General features: G+C 63.3%; 13 protein-coding genes. 8 read left to right on the top strand and 5 right to left on the bottom strand.

The window, feature by feature from the left end:
* Nucleotides 1-15: 15 nt before the first annotated feature.
* The 3 genes from F8N49_RS14165 (at nt 16) to F8N49_RS14155 (ending at nt 3,647) form a co-directional block, all read left to right on the top strand.
* A complete protein-coding gene (locus F8N49_RS14165) occupies nt 16-693 on the top strand; it encodes a type 1 glutamine amidotransferase domain-containing protein (RefSeq protein WP_073476243.1) in 678 nt (225 codons plus the stop codon).
* Between the two features lie 102 nt (nt 694-795).
* Nucleotides 796-1,917: an alkene reductase gene (locus tag F8N49_RS14160; protein ID WP_151551785.1), complete on the top strand. Its 1,122-nt coding sequence runs from the start codon at nt 796-798 to the stop codon at nt 1,915-1,917.
* A gap of 191 nt (nt 1,918-2,108) precedes the next feature.
* Nucleotides 2,109-3,647 (top strand): cryptochrome/photolyase family protein, encoded by a 1,539-nt coding sequence (locus F8N49_RS14155; protein WP_151551784.1) that lies wholly within the window; start codon nt 2,109-2,111, stop codon nt 3,645-3,647.
* Between the two features lie 6 nt (nt 3,648-3,653).
* Here the strand turns inward: F8N49_RS14155 and F8N49_RS14150 are convergent, their stop codons facing one another.
* The 3 genes from F8N49_RS14150 to F8N49_RS14140 form a co-directional block, all read right to left on the bottom strand.
* Nucleotides 3,654-5,156 (bottom strand): sensor domain-containing diguanylate cyclase, encoded by a 1,503-nt coding sequence (locus tag F8N49_RS14150; protein WP_151551783.1) that lies wholly within the window; start codon nt 5,154-5,156, stop codon nt 3,654-3,656.
* Nucleotides 5,157-5,286: 130 nt separating this feature from the next.
* A complete protein-coding gene (locus tag F8N49_RS14145; protein ID WP_024013018.1) occupies nt 5,287-6,201 on the bottom strand; it encodes a LysR family transcriptional regulator in 915 nt (304 codons plus the stop codon).
* 94 nt (nt 6,202-6,295) lie between these two features.
* Nucleotides 6,296-7,495 carry an MFS transporter gene (locus F8N49_RS14140; protein ID WP_076562840.1) on the bottom strand — a complete coding sequence of 400 codons (1,200 nt, stop codon included), beginning with the start codon at nt 7,493-7,495 and terminating at the stop codon, nt 6,296-6,298.
* A 12-nt stretch (nt 7,496-7,507) separates the two neighbouring features.
* Between F8N49_RS14140 and F8N49_RS14135 the strand changes: the two genes are divergently transcribed.
* From F8N49_RS14135 to F8N49_RS14115, 5 genes are all read left to right on the top strand, one after another.
* The gene (locus F8N49_RS14135) at nt 7,508-9,061 is read left to right on the top strand and encodes a cytochrome c (RefSeq protein WP_372241027.1); all 1,554 of its coding nucleotides are present in this window, start codon (nt 7,508-7,510) and stop codon (nt 9,059-9,061) included.
* On the top strand, nt 9,058-9,531 hold the full coding sequence (locus tag F8N49_RS14130; RefSeq protein ID WP_071172505.1) for a (2Fe-2S)-binding protein: 474 nt from the start codon (nt 9,058-9,060) through the stop codon (nt 9,529-9,531). The genes F8N49_RS14135 and F8N49_RS14130 overlap by 4 nt, the downstream gene beginning before the upstream one ends.
* On the top strand, nt 9,528-11,762 hold the full coding sequence (locus F8N49_RS14125) for a molybdopterin cofactor-binding domain-containing protein (protein WP_151551782.1): 2,235 nt from the start codon (nt 9,528-9,530) through the stop codon (nt 11,760-11,762). Before F8N49_RS14130 ends, F8N49_RS14125 begins: the two co-directional genes overlap by 4 nt.
* Before the next feature lie 171 nt (nt 11,763-11,933).
* The gene (locus tag F8N49_RS14120) at nt 11,934-13,046 is read left to right on the top strand and encodes an alkene reductase (protein WP_151551781.1); all 1,113 of its coding nucleotides are present in this window, start codon (nt 11,934-11,936) and stop codon (nt 13,044-13,046) included.
* Nucleotides 13,047-13,134: 88 nt separating this feature from the next.
* Entirely contained in the window at nt 13,135-13,611 is a 477-nt protein-coding gene (locus tag F8N49_RS14115; RefSeq protein WP_110600507.1) for a helix-turn-helix domain-containing protein, read from the top strand.
* A 244-nt stretch (nt 13,612-13,855) separates the two neighbouring features.
* On the opposite strand, the gene F8N49_RS14110 is transcribed toward F8N49_RS14115, so the two are convergent.
* Nucleotides 13,856-18,094 (bottom strand): AAA family ATPase, encoded by a 4,239-nt coding sequence (locus tag F8N49_RS14110; protein ID WP_372241028.1) that lies wholly within the window; start codon nt 18,092-18,094, stop codon nt 13,856-13,858.
* Nucleotides 18,095-18,422: 328 nt separating this feature from the next.
* Entirely contained in the window at nt 18,423-18,476 is a 54-nt protein-coding gene (locus tag F8N49_RS28595; RefSeq protein ID WP_371915174.1) for a hypothetical protein, read from the bottom strand.
* Between the last annotated feature and the right edge of the window lie 178 nt (nt 18,477-18,654).

The following is an 18,654-nucleotide window of genomic DNA, read 5'->3' as shown; positions in this document are numbered from 1 at the left end:
ACCCAAGGGTGCTCTATGAAAATCTTGATGGTTCTGACTTCCCACGATCAACTCGGCAACACTGGCAAGAAAACCGGTTTCTGGCTGGAAGAGTTCGCCGCGCCTTACTTTGCCTTCAAGGACGCCGGCGCCGACGTCACCCTGGTATCGCCTGCCGGCGGCCAGCCTCCGCTCGATCCGAAAAGCGATGAGCCAAGCGCGCAGACTGCCGAAACCGATCGCTTCCGCGCCGATCCGGCCGCACAACAGGCACTCGCCACCACTGGCCGTCTGGCTGATGTGAAGGCCGAAGATTTCGATGCCGTGTTCTACCCAGGCGGCCACGGTCCGTTGTGGGATCTGGCCGAAGACAAGGCCTCGATCGCGCTGATCGAAGCCTTCGACCGCGCCAACAAACCTCACGGTTTTGTCTGCCACGCACCCGGCGTGTTGCGTCATGTGGTGCGTGCTGACGGCCAGCCGATCGTCAAGGGCCGTGATGTCACCGGTTTCACCAATGCCGAAGAGGCTGCAGTCGGCCTGACTGACGTGGTGCCGTTCCTCATCGAAGACGAGTTCCAGCGCCTTGGCGGGCGCTATTCGAAAGTCGCCGACTGGCAGGTTCACGTGGTGGCTGACGGTCAACTGGTCACCGGCCAGAACCCGGCCAGCTCTGCCGCCGTTGCCGAAAAGCTGTTGAAGATGCTCGGCTGAATCCCTCGCTCCAACCCGATCAACGCCGCGTGCGTACCGCCCGGCGTTGTTTTTTTGCCCAGTCACTAGTCGACTGGTCTAATCAGATTCAAGGCTTACTCCATGAATAACGCTTTTTTCACGCCCGCCAAATTGGGCAACCACACCCTGAAAAACCGCATCGTTCTGCCGCCTCTCACCCGCCAGCGCAGCACACAACCGGGCAATGTCGCCAACGAGTTGATGGCCGAGTATTACCAGCAGCGCGCCGGTGCCGGTTTGCTCGTCACCGAAGGCACGCAGATCGAACCGCGCGGTCAGGGTTATGCGTGGACGCCGGGCATTCACACGCCGGAGCAGATCGCCGGTTGGCGCAAAGTCACCGAGGCGGTGCACGCCGTGGATGGTGTGATCTTCGCCCAGCTCTGGCATGTCGGTCGGGTCTCGCACACGGCGTTGCAGCCCAACGGCGATGCGCCGGTGTCGGCCTCTGCGGTCGCCACGGATCGCGTCAGCGTGTTCATCGAAACCGCGCCCGGTGCCGGTGAACTGGTGCCCCCGTCCGCTCCGCGCGCGTTGAGCACCGATGAAGTGCAGGAACTGATTCAGCTGTACATCCAGGCCGCGCGCAACGCGATGGATGCGGGTTTCGACGGCATCGAACTGCATTGTGCCAACGGTTATCTGGTCAACCAGTTCATCTCCGCCCACAGCAACCTGCGCACCGACAAATACGGCGGCTCGCTGGACAATCGCTTGCGCTTTTTGCGCGAAGTGGTGGCCGGTGTTGCCGAATGCATCGGCAAGGACAAGGTCGGTGTGCGTTTCGCACCGTTGTTCACTACCACCGATGAAGCGCGGACGTACCTGGGCCTGGTCGAGGAAGATCCGCACACAACTTACATTGCCGCGATCAAGATTCTCGAAGACGTCGGCATCGCCTACCTGTCGATCGCCGAAGCCGACTGGGACAACGCGCCAGCGATGCCGCAGACCTTTCGCCAGGCCGTGCGCGACACGTTCAGCGGCGCGATCATTTATGCCGGCCGCTACACCGCCAAAACCGGGGCGCAATTGCTTGAGTCGGGGCTGGCCGATCTCGTCGCGTTTGGCCGACCATTCATGGCCAACCCGGACCTGCCGGCGCGGATTGCCAATGACTGGCCGTTGAATCAGTTGAATCCGGCGACGGTGTATGGCGGCGGTGCCGAGGGTTATATCGACTATCCGACCTACGCCGCTTAAGAACCCCACCCAAATCCCTGTGGGAGCTGGCTTGCCAGCGATGGCGTCAGATCAGTCGATGCATGTGTGCCTGACAAAACGCTATCGCTGGCAAGCCAGCTCCCACATGGGACACTGCGTGCACAATACCTATACATAGCAAACAATCTGTATAACTATTGGAGTTCGAATCGCTCACCGGATTTTGCTCCATGCCCCCTGCCCACCGCTTGCTCCTGATCCTCGGCGACCAGCTGTCTTTCGACCTGGCCTCCCTGCAGCCACTCGATCCCCAGCACGACCTGCTGCTGATGGTCGAGGTCATGGAGGAAGCGACCCACGTCGCTCATCATCCGCAAAAAATCGCCCTGATCTTCAGCGCCATGCGCCACTTTGCCGAGGCGTTGCGCGATAAAGGCTACCGCGTCCAATACGTCCGCCTCGATGACCCGGACAACAGCGGCTCAATTCCCGGCGAATTGCAGCGTTGGCAAACCCTCACTGGTGCCGACGAGATCCACATCACCGAATGCGGCGACTGGCGTCTTGAGCAGTTAATCAAAGATTCGAGCTTGCCCGTGCACTGGCATTCAGACAGCCGTTTCCTCTGCTCCCGCGAAGAGTTCTCCAATTGGGCCAGCGGCAAGAAACAGCTGCGCATGGAGTTCTTCTACCGCGAGATGCGGCGCAAGAGTCGGCTGCTGCTCAATGGCGACGGCACGCCGGTCGGCGGTGCGTGGAATTTCGATGCGGAGAATCGCAAGGCGCTGCCCAAACACGCCAAACCGCCCTACCCGGCACGTTTCGCCAATGACGCAATCACCCAAGAGGTGCTGGCGTTGGTCGGCGAGCGCTTCGCCACGCATTACGGCACGCTGGATGACTTCAATTACCCCGCGACCCACGCCGATGCCCAGGCCCTGTGGCAATACTTTCTCGACTACGCGCTGGCCGGCTTCGGTGATTACCAGGACGCCATGGCCAGCGACGAACCGTTCCTGTTTCACGCGCGGATCAGTGCCGCGCTGAACATCGGCCTGCTCGATTTGCGCCAGCTGTGCAGCGATGTCGAGGCGGCGTACTGGTCGGGGAGCATCGGCCTCAACGCTGCCGAAGGCTTCATTCGGCAGCTGATCGGCTGGCGCGAATACGTGCGCGGTGTGTACTGGCTGAAGATGCCGGATTACGCCGAGGGCAATGTGTTTGGCAACTCGCGCTCGCTGCCGGAGTTCTACTGGACCGGGCAGACACAGATGAACTGCATGCGCCAGGCCATCGGCCAAAGCCTGCAACATGCCTACGCCCACCACATCCAGCGGCTGATGGTCACCGGCAACTTTGCCTTGCTCGCCGGGATTGCGCCGAAGGAAATCTGTGAGTGGTATCTGGCGATCTACATGGACGCCTTCGACTGGGTCGAACTGCCCAACACCCTTGGCATGGTCATGCATGCCGACGGCGGTTATCTCGGCTCCAAGCCTTACTGCGCCAGCGGCCAGTACATCAATCGGATGTCGGATTACTGCGGCGACTGCGCCTACAAGGTCAAGGAAAGCAGCGCGGACGATGCCTGCCCGTTCAACGCGCTGTACTGGCATTTCCTCATGCGCCACGGCGATATCCTGCGCGGCAATCAGCGCATGGGCATGATGTACAAGAACCTCGACCGCATGCCGCTGGCCAAGCAGGATGCACTGTGGCAACGCGGACAAATGCTGTTGGCGAAACTGGATAACGGCGAAGCTTTCTAGTGCGCCTCAGGCCTGCCCGGCCATCCCGTTGCGCCCCGCCGCTTTGGCGCGGTACAGCGCCTGATCGGCGGTCTGGATCAACGCCGGCAGCGAATCCAGCTGCGCGCCCGTCCCCACCGCCATACCGATACTCACCGTAATCCGAGCAAACGGACTGCCCGGGTGGGCGATGTTCGCCTGCTGCAAACGCTCGAGCATCAGTTGCGCCACCACGGTCGCACCGGCGCTGTCGGTGGCCGGCATGATCACCGCCATTTCCTCGCCACCGTAGCGCGCGACCAGATCCGAGGGGCGTCGCACGCAGCCTTCAAGAATCTTGCTGACCGCTTGCAGGCAGGCATCGCCAGCGACGTGGCCCAAGGCATCGTTGAACAATTTGAAGTGGTCGATATCGATCATCAGCAAGGCCAGCGAGGTCCCGTCACGCTGCGCCCGCCGCGCTTCCACGGTCAGGGTTTCATCGAAACAGCGGCGGTTGGCCAGACCGGTCAGGGCATCCTTCAGCGCCAGCAATTCCAGCTGCCGATTGGACGCAAGCAGCTGCTGTTGGGCATCGCGCAACGCCTCTTCAGCCTCAGTGCGGCGGCGGATATCAAGAATCAGGAACCAACCGATAAGCCCGGTCAGCCCCAGCAGCCCGATCACTACCACCGCCGACAGCGCCGCTTCGATGCGCCACGCCGCTAGCGCTTCATCCTTGCCCAGGGCCACGGTGGTGATCAGCGGCAGGCTTTCGCTTTTACGGAATGCGTACAGCCGCTCGACACCGTCGAGGCTGGAGGTGTAGGAGGCAGTGCCGACCGAGCGGTCGACGAGGTATTTGGCATAGATCGGCGAACTGGAGAAGTTGCGGCCCATGTCCTGCTCGCGGAACGGGTAGCGCACCAGCAGCGTGCCATCGGTGTACGACAGGCCGATCGCGCCGTCCTGGCCAACGTCGAGTTTGCCGAACACGCGCAGGAAGTTTTCCACCCCCAGCGTCACCGCTACCACGCCAGCGAACTGCCCGCCGTCGTCGTTGAAGCGCCGACTGATAGTCACCACCCATTCGTGATTGGCACGGCTCTGGATCGGCGGGCCAATGAACGGCTCGCGGCTCGGGCTGTCACGGTGATGAATGAAATAGGCGCGGTCGCTGCTGTTGGCGCCCTCTGGAATCGGCCGGTTGGAGGACATCAGCCAATGCCCGTTCCGGTCATAGATGATGATGCCGCTGAGCTGGGGCATCAACGGCTGCTGGCGGTCGATCAGGCTCTGGATGCGCTGAATCTGCGCCGGGCCGTTGCCCTCGGTTTCCAGACGCTCGACCAGCCCGAGCAAGAGCAGCGAGCTTTGCCGGACGATGCCTTCGGTGTAGGTGTTGAGCGCCTGGGTCAGGTTCAGGCCATGCACGTCGACCTCGGCCAGCGCACGCTCGCGCGAAGACCAGACTTTCCAGATCGTTAGCGAAGTCAGGGAACAGCCGATCACCAGCAGCAGGAGCATTACAAGGCGAGTATCACGCTTCACGTCAGTACCTTAAGGAAGTCCGGTATCCATTCCAGCCATCATTCGAACGTCGGCACTTACGGCGGCCACGTGTTCCGGGGCGCAAGCATACAAGCAGTGTGCAGCGGCTGCAGCAACAGAGTGTGCAGTGCTAAGCAGCGGGGGCGGCGGGTTTGAGGATTTCCACGAGAAAATCGATGAACACATTGATCCGGCTCGATCCACGGTGGTTGGGCAGGTACAGCGCGTTGATGCAACTGCTGGCACTGCCGGGATTAACCTCGTAGTGCTCAAGCAAGCGCGTCAGGCGTCCGGCGGCGACGTCGTCGCGCACCAGCCAGTCGGCCAGCAACGCCACCCCGCCACCGCCAATCGCGGCTTCGCGCAGGATGTCGGCGTTGTTGCTTTGCAGGCGACCCTGGACGTTGAGCTGAATCGGCTCTTCGTCCCCCTGAAAGGTCCAGTGGTGATGGCTGCCGCCGTAATCGAAACGCAGGCATTGATGCTCGAGCAGATCCCGCGGATGTTCGAGCACGCCGCTGCGCGCCAGATAATCCGGGCTGGCGACAATCCAACGCTGAAAGTGGCCGACGCGTTTGCTGACGATGTCTTCGCTGACCACCGTCGAGCCGAGCCGCACCGAAACGTCGATCTGCTCGCTGAGCAAATCGCTGACCTGATCGCTCAGCGACAGGCTGATCTCTAGCCCGGGATGGCGTTCAAGCAGGCGGCTCAGGTGCGGCGCGATCAGCCGCCGGCCAAACTCCACCGGCACGCTGATGCGCAAGCGGCCTTGGGCATCGCTGCCACGATCGGCGACCACCGCGTCGGCTTCGTCGATGGCATCAAGAATCGCCACGGCTTTCTCGAAATAGGTCTGGCCGGCGACGGTCACGCTGGTGTTGCGCGTGGTGCGATTGAGCAGGCTGGCGCCCAACTCGTTTTCCAGCCCCGCCACTTGCCGTGTCACCGAAGACGTCGAAATCCCAAGCTTGCGCGCCGCCGAGGAATAGCCCCCGCAGCGCACGGTTTCAACAAACATCTTCAAGGCCAGCAACTTGTCCATAAGCGGGGTCCGGTGGTGAGGGAACGCCGCTGATTGTGCATCAGCGCCAGCCACACGTCTTGTATCGTCGTGCTTGCCGGGCCTCATCGCGACCTCAGCCATCAGCCTTGCGGCTCAGGAACAGCGCCAGCGCCAACGCCGGTAACACCGCTACGGCGACGGCCGAGAGGTTCCAGCCGAAGTGTTCGTACAGCGGGCTGGCGACCAGTGAGCCGAGGGCGCCGCCGACGAAAATGCTGGTCATGTACACCGCATTCAGGCGGGCGCGGCTATGCGGGTCGAGGGCGTAGACCTCGCGCTGGCCGAGGACCATGTTCAGTTGTACGGCAAAATCCAGCAGCACCGCACACACCACCAGCCACACATAACCACTGCCCGGCAGCGCAGCGATCAACAGCGACAGCGGCGCCAGCAGCAACGCCACCAAGGTACCGCGACGACCGTGGCCGGCATCGGCCAGACGCCCGGCAATTGGCGCGGCAATCGCACCCACCGCACCGACCAGGGCGAAGATCGCCACTTGCGCCTGGCTGAAACCGTGATGACGCATCAGCTCAATTGGCGCGAGGGTCCAGAACAGGCTGAAACTGGCGAACAGCAAACCCTGATACAGCGAACGCTGGCGCAACACAGGAAAGCGCCGGGCCAGGGCAAACACTGAACCGATCAACGCGACATAAGTGGCTTTGTGCGTCGGCACCCGGCGCGGCAATGCCACAGCGGTAATCAGCGCGATCACCGCCATCAGTGCCGCCGCGCTGTAAAACACCCCGCGCCAGCCGAACACTTCAACCAACAGACTCGACAGCGGCCGCGACAGCAGAATCCCCAACAACAGGCCGCTCATGATGTTGCCGACCACGCGCCCCCGGCTGGCTTCCGGCGCCAGATGCGCGGCCAACGGCACGAGAATCTGCACCGCCACCGAGGTCAGGCCGATCAGCAAAGAGAGCAGCAGGAACAGCGACGGCGAATGAGTCAGGCCAGCACACAGCAGCGTGACACTCGCAGCGAGGGTGAAACCGACTACCAGACGACGGTTCTCCATGAGGTCGGCCAGCGGCACCAGCAGCAACAAACCCAGCGCGTAACCGAACTGCGTCAGCGACACGATCAGGCTGGCATTGGCGCTGGACAGGCCGATCTGCGGGGCGATCAGTTCGACGATGGGTTGTGCGTAATACAGGTTGGCGACGACCGCGCCGCAGCAAAATGCCAGAAACGCGACCATCAGGCCGGAGAGTGAAGCAGGCTGTTCGGCCGGGGCCGCAACGGCAGGGTTGCCCGTAAGCATGGTGACACCTCGTTGAGTTCGGGAAAGTTGTGCCAAGGCTACGGTCAGCCGGCGGGGGCGAGAATCCGTGCCACTGGCAACGCACTGATGCGTGGCGCGCAACGTTGCTTGTGGCGCAACGCGCTGTTGCGCGGGCCGGTGATTCTCCGCTGCAAGGGTCTTCTCTACGCTTTGGCCCTGGCGCTGACGTCCGCATCGGCGCCCTTCCCCGGCTGCTACAAGGAGCGTTTCCATGACCCGCACTGCACTCGTCCTGCCACTGTCCGCCGCGTTTTTCTGCCGACCATGAACAGCCATTTGCTCAAATCCAGAACCCTGTGGATCAGCGTCGGCGTGCTCGCGGTGCTCGGCCTGATCGTCGCCGTCGCGCTGATGTGGCGCCCGGCGATCGCGCCAATCAAACGGCCGACGTCATTCGATACTGCGCAGTTGCAACGCGGCGCACGGGTGGTCGAGGCCGGTGACTGCGCGGTGTGTCACACCCGCCCCGGCGGCGAATACCTGGCTGGCGGGCTGCCGCTGGTGACGCCGTTCGGCACGCTGTACAGCACCAACATCACCCCGGATGCGCAGACCGGCATCGGCGAATGGTCACTGCCGGCCTTCGAGCGGGCGATGCGCGAAGGCATTGCCCGCGACGGCCACTTTCTCTACCCGGCGTTTCCCTACGTGCACTACCGGCGCATGAGCTCCGAAGACATCGCCGACGCCTATGCCTACTTGATGAGCGGCCCCGCCGTACACGCCCCGGCGCGGCAGAACCAGATGAACTTCCCGATGAACATCCGCCCGCTGGTGTCGTTCTGGAACCTGCTGTTTCTGCATGGCGAGCCACTGACGCCGCTGGCCGAACACAGCGCGGCATGGAATCGCGGACGCTATCTGGTCGACGGCCCGGGCCACTGCGCCGGCTGCCATTCGCCGCTGAACCTGATTGGCGCGGAGAAATCCTCGGAGTATTTGAAGGGCGGCAGCGTTGATGGCTGGGAAGCGCCGGCCCTGGTCGGCCTCGGGCAGCGCGCCAATCCGTGGAGTCGCGAGCAATTGGTCGGCTACCTGCGCGCCGACGTGGTCAATGGCCACGGCACGCCCGCCGGCCCGATGCGCCCGGTCAGCCTGAGTTTGGCGCGCTTGCCGGCCAGCGAAGCCGAAGCGATTGCCGACTACCTGCTGAGCCTGCAAAGCCCGCACGCGGTGACCGAAATCACTGCGCAAAAGCCGCCGAGCAGTCCAGCGGATCACAGCAGCGGCGCCCTGCTCTTCAGTAGCGCCTGCGCCGGATGTCACGCACCCGCCGCGCCGATGCGCGAAATCGACGGCCGCCCAGGCCTGCAAAGCACTTCGGCGCTGCAAGCGGCCAGCTCGCGCAACTTTCTCAAGACCGTGCTCGAAGGCGTACCCGCCATTCCCGGCGCGCCTGGCCCGGTGATGCCGCCGTTCGCCGCCAGCCTCGACAACGCCCAGCTCGGCGCACTCGCCGCGTATCTGCGCGGGCAAGCCCGCCCCGAGCAGCCATGGACCGACCTTTCTTCCACTATTGAAGCGTTACGTCAGGAGACGAAATGAGCCAGATCACTCTCACCGTCAATGGAGCCGCCCAAGTGCTGGAGCTGGAAGCGGACATGCCGCTGCTGTACGCGCTGCGCAATCACTTGAACCTCAACGGCGCCAAGTACGGCTGCGGCCTGGGCCAGTGCGGCGCGTGCACGGTGATCGTCGACGACCAGCCAGTGTTCGCCTGCCTGACGCCTTGCGCCGGCCTTGAAGGAAAAAAGATACGCACCGTGGAAAGCCTCGGCAGCGCAGAGAAGCCCGGCCCGTTGCAAGCGGCGTTCATCGACAAGCAGGCCGCGCAATGCGGTTACTGCATCGCCGGCATGCTCATGCGCGCGCAGGCGTTGCTCGAACGTGACCCGCACCCGGACGAACAAACCATCCGCGAACACATGGCCGGCAATCTGTGCCGTTGCGGCACCCATTTGCGCATCATCGAGGCGATCAAGCAGGTGGCCGGGCACAACGGGAGCCGGACATGAGCGAAGCAAACGGCTTGAACCCCAGCCGCCGGGCCTTTCTGCGCGGCGGCGCACTACTGATGGCCTTCACGCTGATGCCGATAGCCCGGCGGGCCTTGGCCGATACCGAAGTCGATACTCTCGGCACTGTGGTGCTGGCGCCCGACCTGCCCGGCAGCCTGCGCACCAATCCATACCTGGACGCGTGGATTCGCATCGGCGCCGACGGCATCACCGTGTACACCGGCAAGGTCGAACTGGGCACCGGGGTGAAAACCGCGTTGCTGCAAATCGCCGCCGAGCGTTTGCAGGTGCCGGCCAGCGCGATCAACTTGCTCACCGCCGACACCGCGCTGACGCCCAACGAAGGCTACACCGCCGGCAGCCACAGCATTTTCGACAGCGGCACCGCGCTGTACAACGCTGCCGCGCAGGTGCGAGAAATGCTCGTCGACGCCGCCGCGCGCAGCTGGCAAATCGACGCTGTGCAACTGAGCACTCGCGACGGCATCATCGAAGGGCCGACCGGCCAGCGCATGGCTTATGCCGACGCGGTCAGGCATGTCGATGTGCACCAGTACGCCAAGGCGCAATCACCGGCGATGGCGGCGGCCGATTTCAAACTGATCGGGCACAACCTGCCGCGTCTGGACATACCGGCCAAGGTCAGCGGCGGCGCGGCGTTCGTCCAGGACATGCGCCTGCCGGGCATGCTGCATGCGCGGGTGATTCGCCCGCCGCGTCCCGGCTGCACGCTTCAGGCGTTCGATGCCGCGTCCATCGAGGCGTTGAGCGGCGTGGTCAAAGTGATTCGAGACGGCAACTATCTGGCCGTGGTCGCCGGTGATGAGTGGCAAGCGATCAAGGCCATGCGCAGCGGCATTGAGAGTGCCAAGTGGAGTGGCGGCGAGGCGATTCCCGAAGCCGCCGGGATTCACGATTTGCTCAAGCAATTGCCCTCCAAGCGCTATCCGATCAGCAACAACGGCAATGCCGGCGGCGCGACCGAAACGCGTTTCAAAGCGCGGGTGACCAAGCAATATTTGATGCACGGTTCGATCGGCCCGTCCTGTGCGGTGGCCTGGTTCAACGACGGCGTGCTCACGGTGTGGACCCACACCCAGGGCGTCTATCCGCTGCGCGCAGGCATCGCCGAAATGCTGCGGCTGCCGTCGGAGCGCGTGCGCTGCATTCATACCGAAGGCTCGGGTTGCTACGGCCACAACGGCGCCGATGATGCCGCCGCCGATGCCGCGCTGATCGCCATGCGCCTGCCGGGCACGCCGGTAAGGGTGCAATGGATGCGCGAGCAGGAAAATCTCTGGGAGCCGTACAGTTCGGCGATGGTCACCGAAGTCGATGCCGGCCTCAGTCAGGGCCGTTTGCAGGACTGGAACTACGAGCTGTGGACCACGCCGCACAACGAACGCATCGTCAATGCCGGGCGCCTGCTGCCGGCACGCCTGTTGGCCAAACCTTTCGCCTCGGCGCCGTCGGTGCCGATCGCCCAGCCCGAAGGTGACGGCGATCGCAACGCGGTGCCGCTGTACGAGCTGGGCGCGACGCGGATCAACATGAACTTCGTCACCACCATGCCGTTCCGCACTTCGGCCATGCGCTCGCTCGGTGCGCACATCAACATCTTCGCCATCGAGGCGGGTATCGATGAGTTGGCGATCAAGGCCGGGCTCGATCCGCTGGCGTTACGCCTGGCGCATCTGCGCGACCCACGTGCCCGGGCTGTGATTGAGCGCGTGCGTGACGAAATCGGCTGGCCCCACAAGAGCAGCGAACCCGGCGCGGGAATCGGTTTTGCCTTCGCCCGCTACAAGAACATCATGGGTTACTGCGCCCTCGCGGTGAAACTGCGGGTGCATCCGCAGACCGGCGAAATCCGTGTCGATCATGTGGTGACAGCGGTCGATGTTGGCCAGATCGTCAGCCCAGATGGCCTGCGCAATCAGGTCGAGGGCGGCATCGTCCAGTCGGCCAGCTGGACGCTCTACGAAAAAGTCGCCTACGACGCTGGCGGCATTCGCAGCTACGACTGGAGTGGTTATCCGATTCTGCGCTTTACGCAATTGCCGAAAAAAGTCGACGTGCATTTGCTTGATCAACCGGGCGAACCCTTCCTCGGTGCTGCCGAAATCGTCCAAGGGCCAATGGCTGCTGCCCTCGGCAATGCGGTCAGCAATGCCACCGGCCGGCGCTGGCTGAATCTGCCGCTGACTCGCTCGAGCCAACCCGCCTGAACCACGCCCGCGTTCATCAGCGATGAGCGCGGGTGCCGTTGCGTTGCGCGCAAAACTGCGTAGCGCCGGCCACGGATTATCAGCCCCGCCACCCCCGGTTAAGTTACCTGCACAGCGCGCGGCACCTGGCTGCCGCACTTGAACCCTACTCATCAAAATCCGGAGCTACCCATGACCCGTCGCTTGTTTCAACCCATCGCACTCGGCCCTTACACCCTTGCCCATCGCGTGGCGATGGCGCCCCTGACCCGCTCGCGCGCCGGCCAACCGGGCGACGTGCCGACCGCAATGAACGCCGAGTACTACCGCCAACGCGCCAGTGCTGCGCTGATCATCACCGAGGCCACGCAGATTTCCCAACAAGGCCAGGGCTATGCGTGGACGCCGGGGATCTACACCGATGCGCAAGTCCAGGCGTGGCGCGAAGTCAGCACCGCGGTGCACGAGGCCGACGGTCTGATCTTCATGCAGCTGTGGCACGTCGGCCGGGTTTCCCACCCGAGTTTCCAGCCTGACGCCGGTTTGCCAGTGGCGCCAAGCGCCCTGCCAGTGCCGGGCAAGACCTTTATCGTCGATGAACAAGGCAATGGCGTGTGGGGTGATGTGCCAGTGCCGCGCGCCCTCGAAACGGCGGAGATCGCCGACATCGTCGAAGACTATCGCCGCGCCGCGCGCAACGCGTTGGACGCTGGCATGGACGGCGTGGAGATCCATGCCGGCAACGGTTATCTGCTCGACCAGTTTCTCAACAGCAACAGCAACCAGCGTGATGACGCCTATGGCGGCAGTGTGGAAAACCGTGCGCGGTTTCTGCTCGAAGTGGTCGCTGCCGTGGCTGACGAAGTCGGCGCCGAGCGCGTCGGCGTGCGGCTGACGCCGATGGGCCGCTTCATGGGCATGGGCGATGACACGCCTGAAGCGACCTTCGGTTATCTGGTCGAGGCGCTCAACCAGTGGAATCTGGCCTACCTGCACCTGGTCGAGCCGGCCATGGTCGGCACGGTCAAGGACGAAAACTTTGATCCGCGCTGGGACGCGATCATCGCCCAGTTGCGCCAGACCTGGAACGGCGTGCTGATCCTCGCTGGCGGTTACGACGCTGAGTCCGCCGAACAGGCGCTGAACGCCGATCGCGCCGACATCATCGCCTTTGGCCGGCCATTTTTGGCCAACCCGGATCTGCCGCGTCGGCTGCACGACGGGCTTGAACTGAACACGCCGGATCCGAGCAGTTTCTTTGGCGGCGATCAGCGTGGTTACGTCGATTATCCGTTTCACGCCTGAGGCTTGGGCTTCATAACTTTTAAGGTTTGTTTAAGGACTTTAAATAAAGCCTGCGGCCAGACTTTGCCCATCGATCAGGAGAGCCGCCATGAACCCGCAATCGGTGAAGTCAGACCCTTCCTGCCACCTGGCTCGCCCACTGGGCGCACTGTCCGGCTGGCAGGAACGCCGCGCCAAGGCCTACATGCTGCACGATCTGAGCCGCAGCCTGCGCGTCAGCGAGATTGCCGAACATTGCAATCTGTCACGCAGCCACTTTTCCCGGGCGTTCAAGATCGTCACCGGCTGCTCGCCTCAGGAATGGATGCTGAAGATGAAGATCGACAAAGCCAAAGGGCTGTTGCTGACCTCGATGGCGATTACCGAGATTGTTTATGAATGCGGATTTTCCGATCACTCGCACTTCACCCGCACCTTCGGGCGCATGGTGGGAATGCCGCCGAAGGTCTGGCGCCAACTGATGTGCGGAGCGCGGGTGGCGCCGGTGGATGCGGATGTTTGGCGGCTCAGCGATGGGTTGCTGAATTCGACGATGGGCCAGCGCTTGACGGAACTGCGGCCCTGAGTCGGATTTCAAAGGGTTTTGTTCACTCCTCCCTTTTGGCCGCGATTTTTCGCGGCTTTTTTTTGCGGTAGAGCGCTGGTGGTCGGCGTTGGTACGGCGGTGAACTCCCCCCTCACCCCAGCCCTCTCCCTAGGGAGAGGGAGCCGATTTGTGGGCTTTCCAAAACCGGAGTTCGGCTAGATATCCCAGGTCGGCATAGCTCGACCAAACACCCCGGTCAGTCCCCTCTCCCTCCGGGAGAGGGTTAGGGTGAGGGGCTTTTGATCCTGGCGTCCCGCGCAAGCGGCAGCCTGAAGCAGATCCGCGCGCCGTCTTCGCTGTCTTCCACGCGCAACGTCCCGCCATGGGCGCCTATCACCGTTCGGCAAATCGCCAGGCCCATGCCCATGCCGCTGCCCTTGGTGGTGAAGAACGCATCGAAAATTTCTTCACGCTGATGCTCGGCGATCCCCGGCCCGTTGTCTTGAAAAGCCACGCAGACCTGCTCATCGGACAGCGTCGACTCAATCACCAGGCGCCCGTCACTCACGCCCTGCCCAGCCATTGCTTCCAGCGCGTTGACGATCAGGTTGTAGATCACCTGCTGGATCTGCACCCGATCCCCGAGCACCGGGCCAGCAGCGTTGAGTTGCGTGTGCAAGCTCACCCCGCGATTGTGCACATCGCTGGCCGTCAGTTGCACGACCTCACCGATCAACGCGTCAATCGACACCGGCAATCGTTGCAACGGCGCCTGCCTGGCCAATGCGCGCAAGGCTTGGACGATCTCGGTGGCACGGGCGCTGTCGGAGCGGATGTCTTCCAGTCCCTGAATAGCCTCGTCGAGATCAGGCGTGTCGCGCTTGAGCCAGCGCAGACTGGCCGAGGCGTTCGATGAAATGCCCAGCAGCGGCTGGCTGATTTCGTGGGCGATCGAGGCCGACAGTTCGCCCATCATTTTCAGGTGCGAGTTGCGCGCCAGTTCCGCCCGCGAGCTGCGCAAGTCGGCTTCCATCTGCGCGCGCAAGCGGTTGTCTTCGACCAGTTGCGCGTAGAGCCGCGCGGTCTGCAGCGACACCGCTGCCTGCGAGGCGAGGATTTCCAGCATGGTCAGGCGTTCGGCGCTGAACAGCTTCGGTACCAGGCTGTTTTCCAGATACACCAGACCGATCAGCGCGCCCTGCTTGAGCAACGGCAGGCACATCAGCGAGCGCGTCTGCCGCTCGCGCAAGTCGGCGCTGTAGGCTTGCGGGCAGTCGGCGCGGGCATCGTCGAGCACCAGCGGCGTGCGCGTGCGCATGGTCGAATTGAGTACTGAAACCGGCGCAATCTGCTCCAGCGAGCGATCGTTGTCCTGACTGACCCGCACGTTGCCCGCCTCGACATGCGCGGCAGCGGCCAATTGCAACTCACCCTCGGCGACCAACAGCAGCGCGCCGCGGTCGGCACCGGCCTGAATCATCAAGTGATTCATCAAGGTCTCCACCAGCCGATCGAGCAACACCTCTTGCGAGACCGCGCGTGCCGCTTCAATGCCGACTTCCAGATCAAGGCGCACCCGCGTCACCGGCGTTCCCGCTTGAAGGGTATGCTCGTGGGCGAGAAACGGATGCTGCGCTTCGAGCTGGCGCGCCTTGGCTTCAGCGCCCCACAGCACATAGCAGTCGCGCGCAACACGCAGGTGATGATGCGTGCCGGAGACCAGCCCGTTGGCCAGGCAGACCTCGGCCAGTTGTTCATGTGCCAGTGCTTGCTCATGGATAAATCCGGCAGCGGCCGCCGCGATTTGCGCTTGGTCGAAGCAGCGAATGGCGGCCAGCCCTTCGCCGCGCACGCGGGCCATCGCGCCTTCGATCAGCAGCAGTTTGTTGCTGAAGGTTGAAGGATTGAGCTCGACCCATGGCAGAAAACGCTGCCGTTGCTGCTCCAGTTTCTGCAGTTTTTCGGCAACAGAGCCCGGCGCCTCGGGACTGGCCAGTGCCAAGCTGTAGAACAGGTAGTAATGCGCCAGATCAATGTGCGCCGGCAGCGACCAGGTTAACGCCTCGGCGTCTTCGAAACGGCGCAACGCGTAACGCACTTCACCGAAATAGAACGCCGACATGCCCGAATACAACCACATCCACAACAGCGTCGGCTGTGAAACGCGGTCGCGATGCAGCGGGCCGAAGCGGTCATGTTCCAAAGCATCCAGCATTGCGATCGAACGAGGCTCAGGCCCATTGCGCAAGTCGCTGGCAAACGCCTGTTGCGCCAGCAGAATGCGCTCGATGTCGATGTAGTGAAACTGCCGCACCCAACTCAGGCCGACGTCCAGCTCGTTCAACACGTTTGGCAGCGGCTCGCCCATGAACAGCAGATCGGAGCCGATGTGGTTGCAGGCGTAACACGACATGCCCAGATCGCCGCCGGCCTGACCGCACTCAAACGCGGCGAAAGCCTTCTGCCGCGCGTAGGCCATCGGCCGGGTCCACGCGCTGACTTGATCCAGCGCCACCAGCGTGCCGGTGCGCCCCGCCTCATAGCCGTGCAGATCAGTCAGTTCCAGCGCCAGTTCGGCGAAAGCAACACCGTCCAGATATTCGCCATAACGGTCGGCGATCATCACGCCGTACCAGGCGAAACCGTAGCCGCTGCTCGGCGTGGTGCCATGGAGCAAAGTCAGTTCGACCATCTTCGCCAGGTGCAGAAAAGCAATGTCGTCCTGCACGAAGAACGAGGCGATCAGCGTGCTCAGCAGTTCCATGGCCACTTCGATTCGCGGCTCGTTGGCTTTGGGCAACGCCGTCAACTCAGCGATCCGTCGCGCACCGACCAATTGCCGAACCCGTTCGAACGCTTCGCCCAGTTGCGCCTTCGATGGGTGTCGCTGCAGGTCGATGTCGAGCAACGCAACACCGGCCAGCGCTTCGCCGATCGCGCCGTGGTAATCGGAATGCAAGGTGCGCAGGCTGGCGCGCAGGCGGTAGGTTTTCGCGCGGTCCAGCACGGTGGCAGCGTGTTCCAGGCAATCGTCGAGACGCTGTTGCGCGCCGGGCAGATCCGCCAGCAACATCGCGCAGTCGGCTGCCAGCCAGCGCGCCGCGAAGGCTTGCTGGTAGAGCTGCGTCCAGCCGTTGTCGCCGAGTAACACCTCGGCGCTGCGCAGATAACCCACGGCCTGCTCGACAGCGGCGCTATCGCGGGCGCGCTCGGCAGCTTCGAGCAATAACTGGATGAATTCAGCGCGTCGAGGCGCTTGCAGCGCATTGCCGGCGCTGCGCTGAATCTGACTGGCGATGTCGAAGACCCGCGCCTGCCGCTGCTCGCCGCATTGATCGAGCATGGCGGCGGCGATGCGCGCATGCTCAGCCGAACGCCCGGCCGGCGCGGTCAGCGCAGCGGCGGCTTCCAACACTCGATCGTGGGGAAACACCAGTTGGCCAGGCTCGCGCAGGAGAAATCCGGCGCTGACCAGATAATCCACGTCACGCAGCAATTGCGCAGGATCGTCCCCCAGCAAATCGCCCAACAGCGTTTCGTCACAGCGGCCACCGATGTAACCCGCGGTGCGCAACACTTCACGGGCACTGACCGGCAGACGCTGCAAGCGTTGCACCATCAATTCGGCCACGTTGTCGGCGTAGCGATAGCCGTTCACTTCGGCCTGATTCCACACCCAGCGCCGCGTCGTCGCGTCGAAACGCAGCAGACGCTCGTCCACCAGCGCGCGCGCGACCTGGCTGACGAACAACGGATTGCCGGCGGTTTTGAAATGCACGACGCGGGCCAGCGCCTCAAGGTTGTCGACGTCAGCATCGAGTTCAACCGCCATCAGTTGCGCAACGGCCTGCACCGACAGCGGCCCTAGTCCAAGGTCACTGACTGGCAGCGCTGGTGCTCTGCGCATCTCATCGAGCCAGCCGCCCGGATGCTCCGTCAACTCGCCCTCGCGATACGCCAGAACCAGCAGCAAATGCCGCGTCGGTCGGCCGATAAAGGCTTTGAGAAACGCCTGCGTCGAGTCGTCAGCCCACTGCAAGTCGTCGATAAACAGCAGCAGCGGATGCCCCGGTTGCGCAAAGACTTCGAGCACATCGAGCAGCGCCCGATTGACCCGATCCAGGGCGTGGCGCGCCGGCATGTTCGGCAGTTCGGCGGTGGCGCCAATCAGCAGTTCGGCTTCCGGCGCCAGGTCCAGCAGCAAGCGGCCACGGCCCTTGAGGGTTTCGCGCAGTTGCTCGGCCAAGGCCTGCAAGGCCAGCGTGGGCTTGGTCAACACTTGGCTGATCAGAGACTGAAAAATCTGCGCCAGCGGCGCAAAGGGCCGGTCATTGTTCAGCAGTTCGATCTTGCCGCTGGCCCAATAACCGGGTGCCTGGCTACGCAGGACTTGCTGGATCAGCGTCGACTTCCCCGCTCCCGGTGCGCCGGCAACCAGCAGCACGCGAGCGATGCCGTCGCTGCGCACGCGCTGGATCTGTTCAAGCAGTTGCTGACGTTCGTTATCACGACCAAACAGCACATCGCCGCGCGTGGCCGTTGCGCGAGCATCGAATGCACCGAGGCGGAACGCTTCGATCTGACCTTTTTTCTGCCATTGCCGCAGGCACCAGGTCAGATCGGCGGCCAGCGATTCGATGCTTTGATAGCGCGCGTCCGGCTCCTTGGCCAGGCCCTTGAGCAGCACGTGACAAATGCCTTGCGGCAGGTCGGGTTGGTATTGCGCTGGCGACAAAGGCTCGACGGCGGCGTGCACATGCAACCATTGCGAGGCGTCGCGAGCGATCAGCGGCGGGCGCCCGGTCAGCGCCTCGTAGATGATTGCCGACAGCGCATAGACGTCGCTGCGCTCATCGGAATCGACGCCGTCGCGCTGCAGCTGTTCCGGCGCCAGATAAGGCCAGTGTTCCAGGCTCGGCAGTTCAGTCGCCGGCGTTTCCTGCGCGTGGGTGTGAAAGCCCATCAGCCTGACGCTGTCGTCAGCATCGACCAGCAGATGCCAAGGCAATAAAGAACACTGTGGGAGCGAGCCTGCTCGCGAAAGCGGTGGGTCAGTCAAGGGTGATGTCTTCCGGAATGACG

It is taken from the genome of Pseudomonas sp. GXM4 (assembly GCF_008923895.1).
Taxonomy (GTDB): domain Bacteria; phylum Pseudomonadota; class Gammaproteobacteria; order Pseudomonadales; family Pseudomonadaceae; genus Aquipseudomonas; species Aquipseudomonas atacamensis.
Note: the sequence above shows the minus strand (reverse complement) of the source record. Positions and strands in the feature narration are given on the sequence as shown.

Coding starts and splice junctions, on each gene's coding strand:
- F8N49_RS14125 (WP_151551782.1), top strand. CDS start 9,528: ATGAGCGAAGCAAACGGCTTGAACCCCAGCCGCCGGGCCTTTCTGCGC.
- F8N49_RS14140 (WP_076562840.1), bottom strand. CDS start 7,495: ATGCTTACGGGCAACCCTGCCGTTGCGGCCCCGGCCGAACAGCCTGCT.
- F8N49_RS14160 (WP_151551785.1), top strand. CDS start 796: ATGAATAACGCTTTTTTCACGCCCGCCAAATTGGGCAACCACACCCTG.
- F8N49_RS14155 (WP_151551784.1), top strand. CDS start 2,109: ATGCCCCCTGCCCACCGCTTGCTCCTGATCCTCGGCGACCAGCTGTCT.
- F8N49_RS14115 (WP_110600507.1), top strand. CDS start 13,135: ATGAACCCGCAATCGGTGAAGTCAGACCCTTCCTGCCACCTGGCTCGC.
- F8N49_RS14120 (WP_151551781.1), top strand. CDS start 11,934: ATGACCCGTCGCTTGTTTCAACCCATCGCACTCGGCCCTTACACCCTT.
- F8N49_RS14145 (WP_024013018.1), bottom strand. CDS start 6,201: ATGGACAAGTTGCTGGCCTTGAAGATGTTTGTTGAAACCGTGCGCTGC.
- F8N49_RS14165 (WP_073476243.1), top strand. CDS start 16: ATGAAAATCTTGATGGTTCTGACTTCCCACGATCAACTCGGCAACACT.
- F8N49_RS14130 (WP_071172505.1), top strand. CDS start 9,058: ATGAGCCAGATCACTCTCACCGTCAATGGAGCCGCCCAAGTGCTGGAG.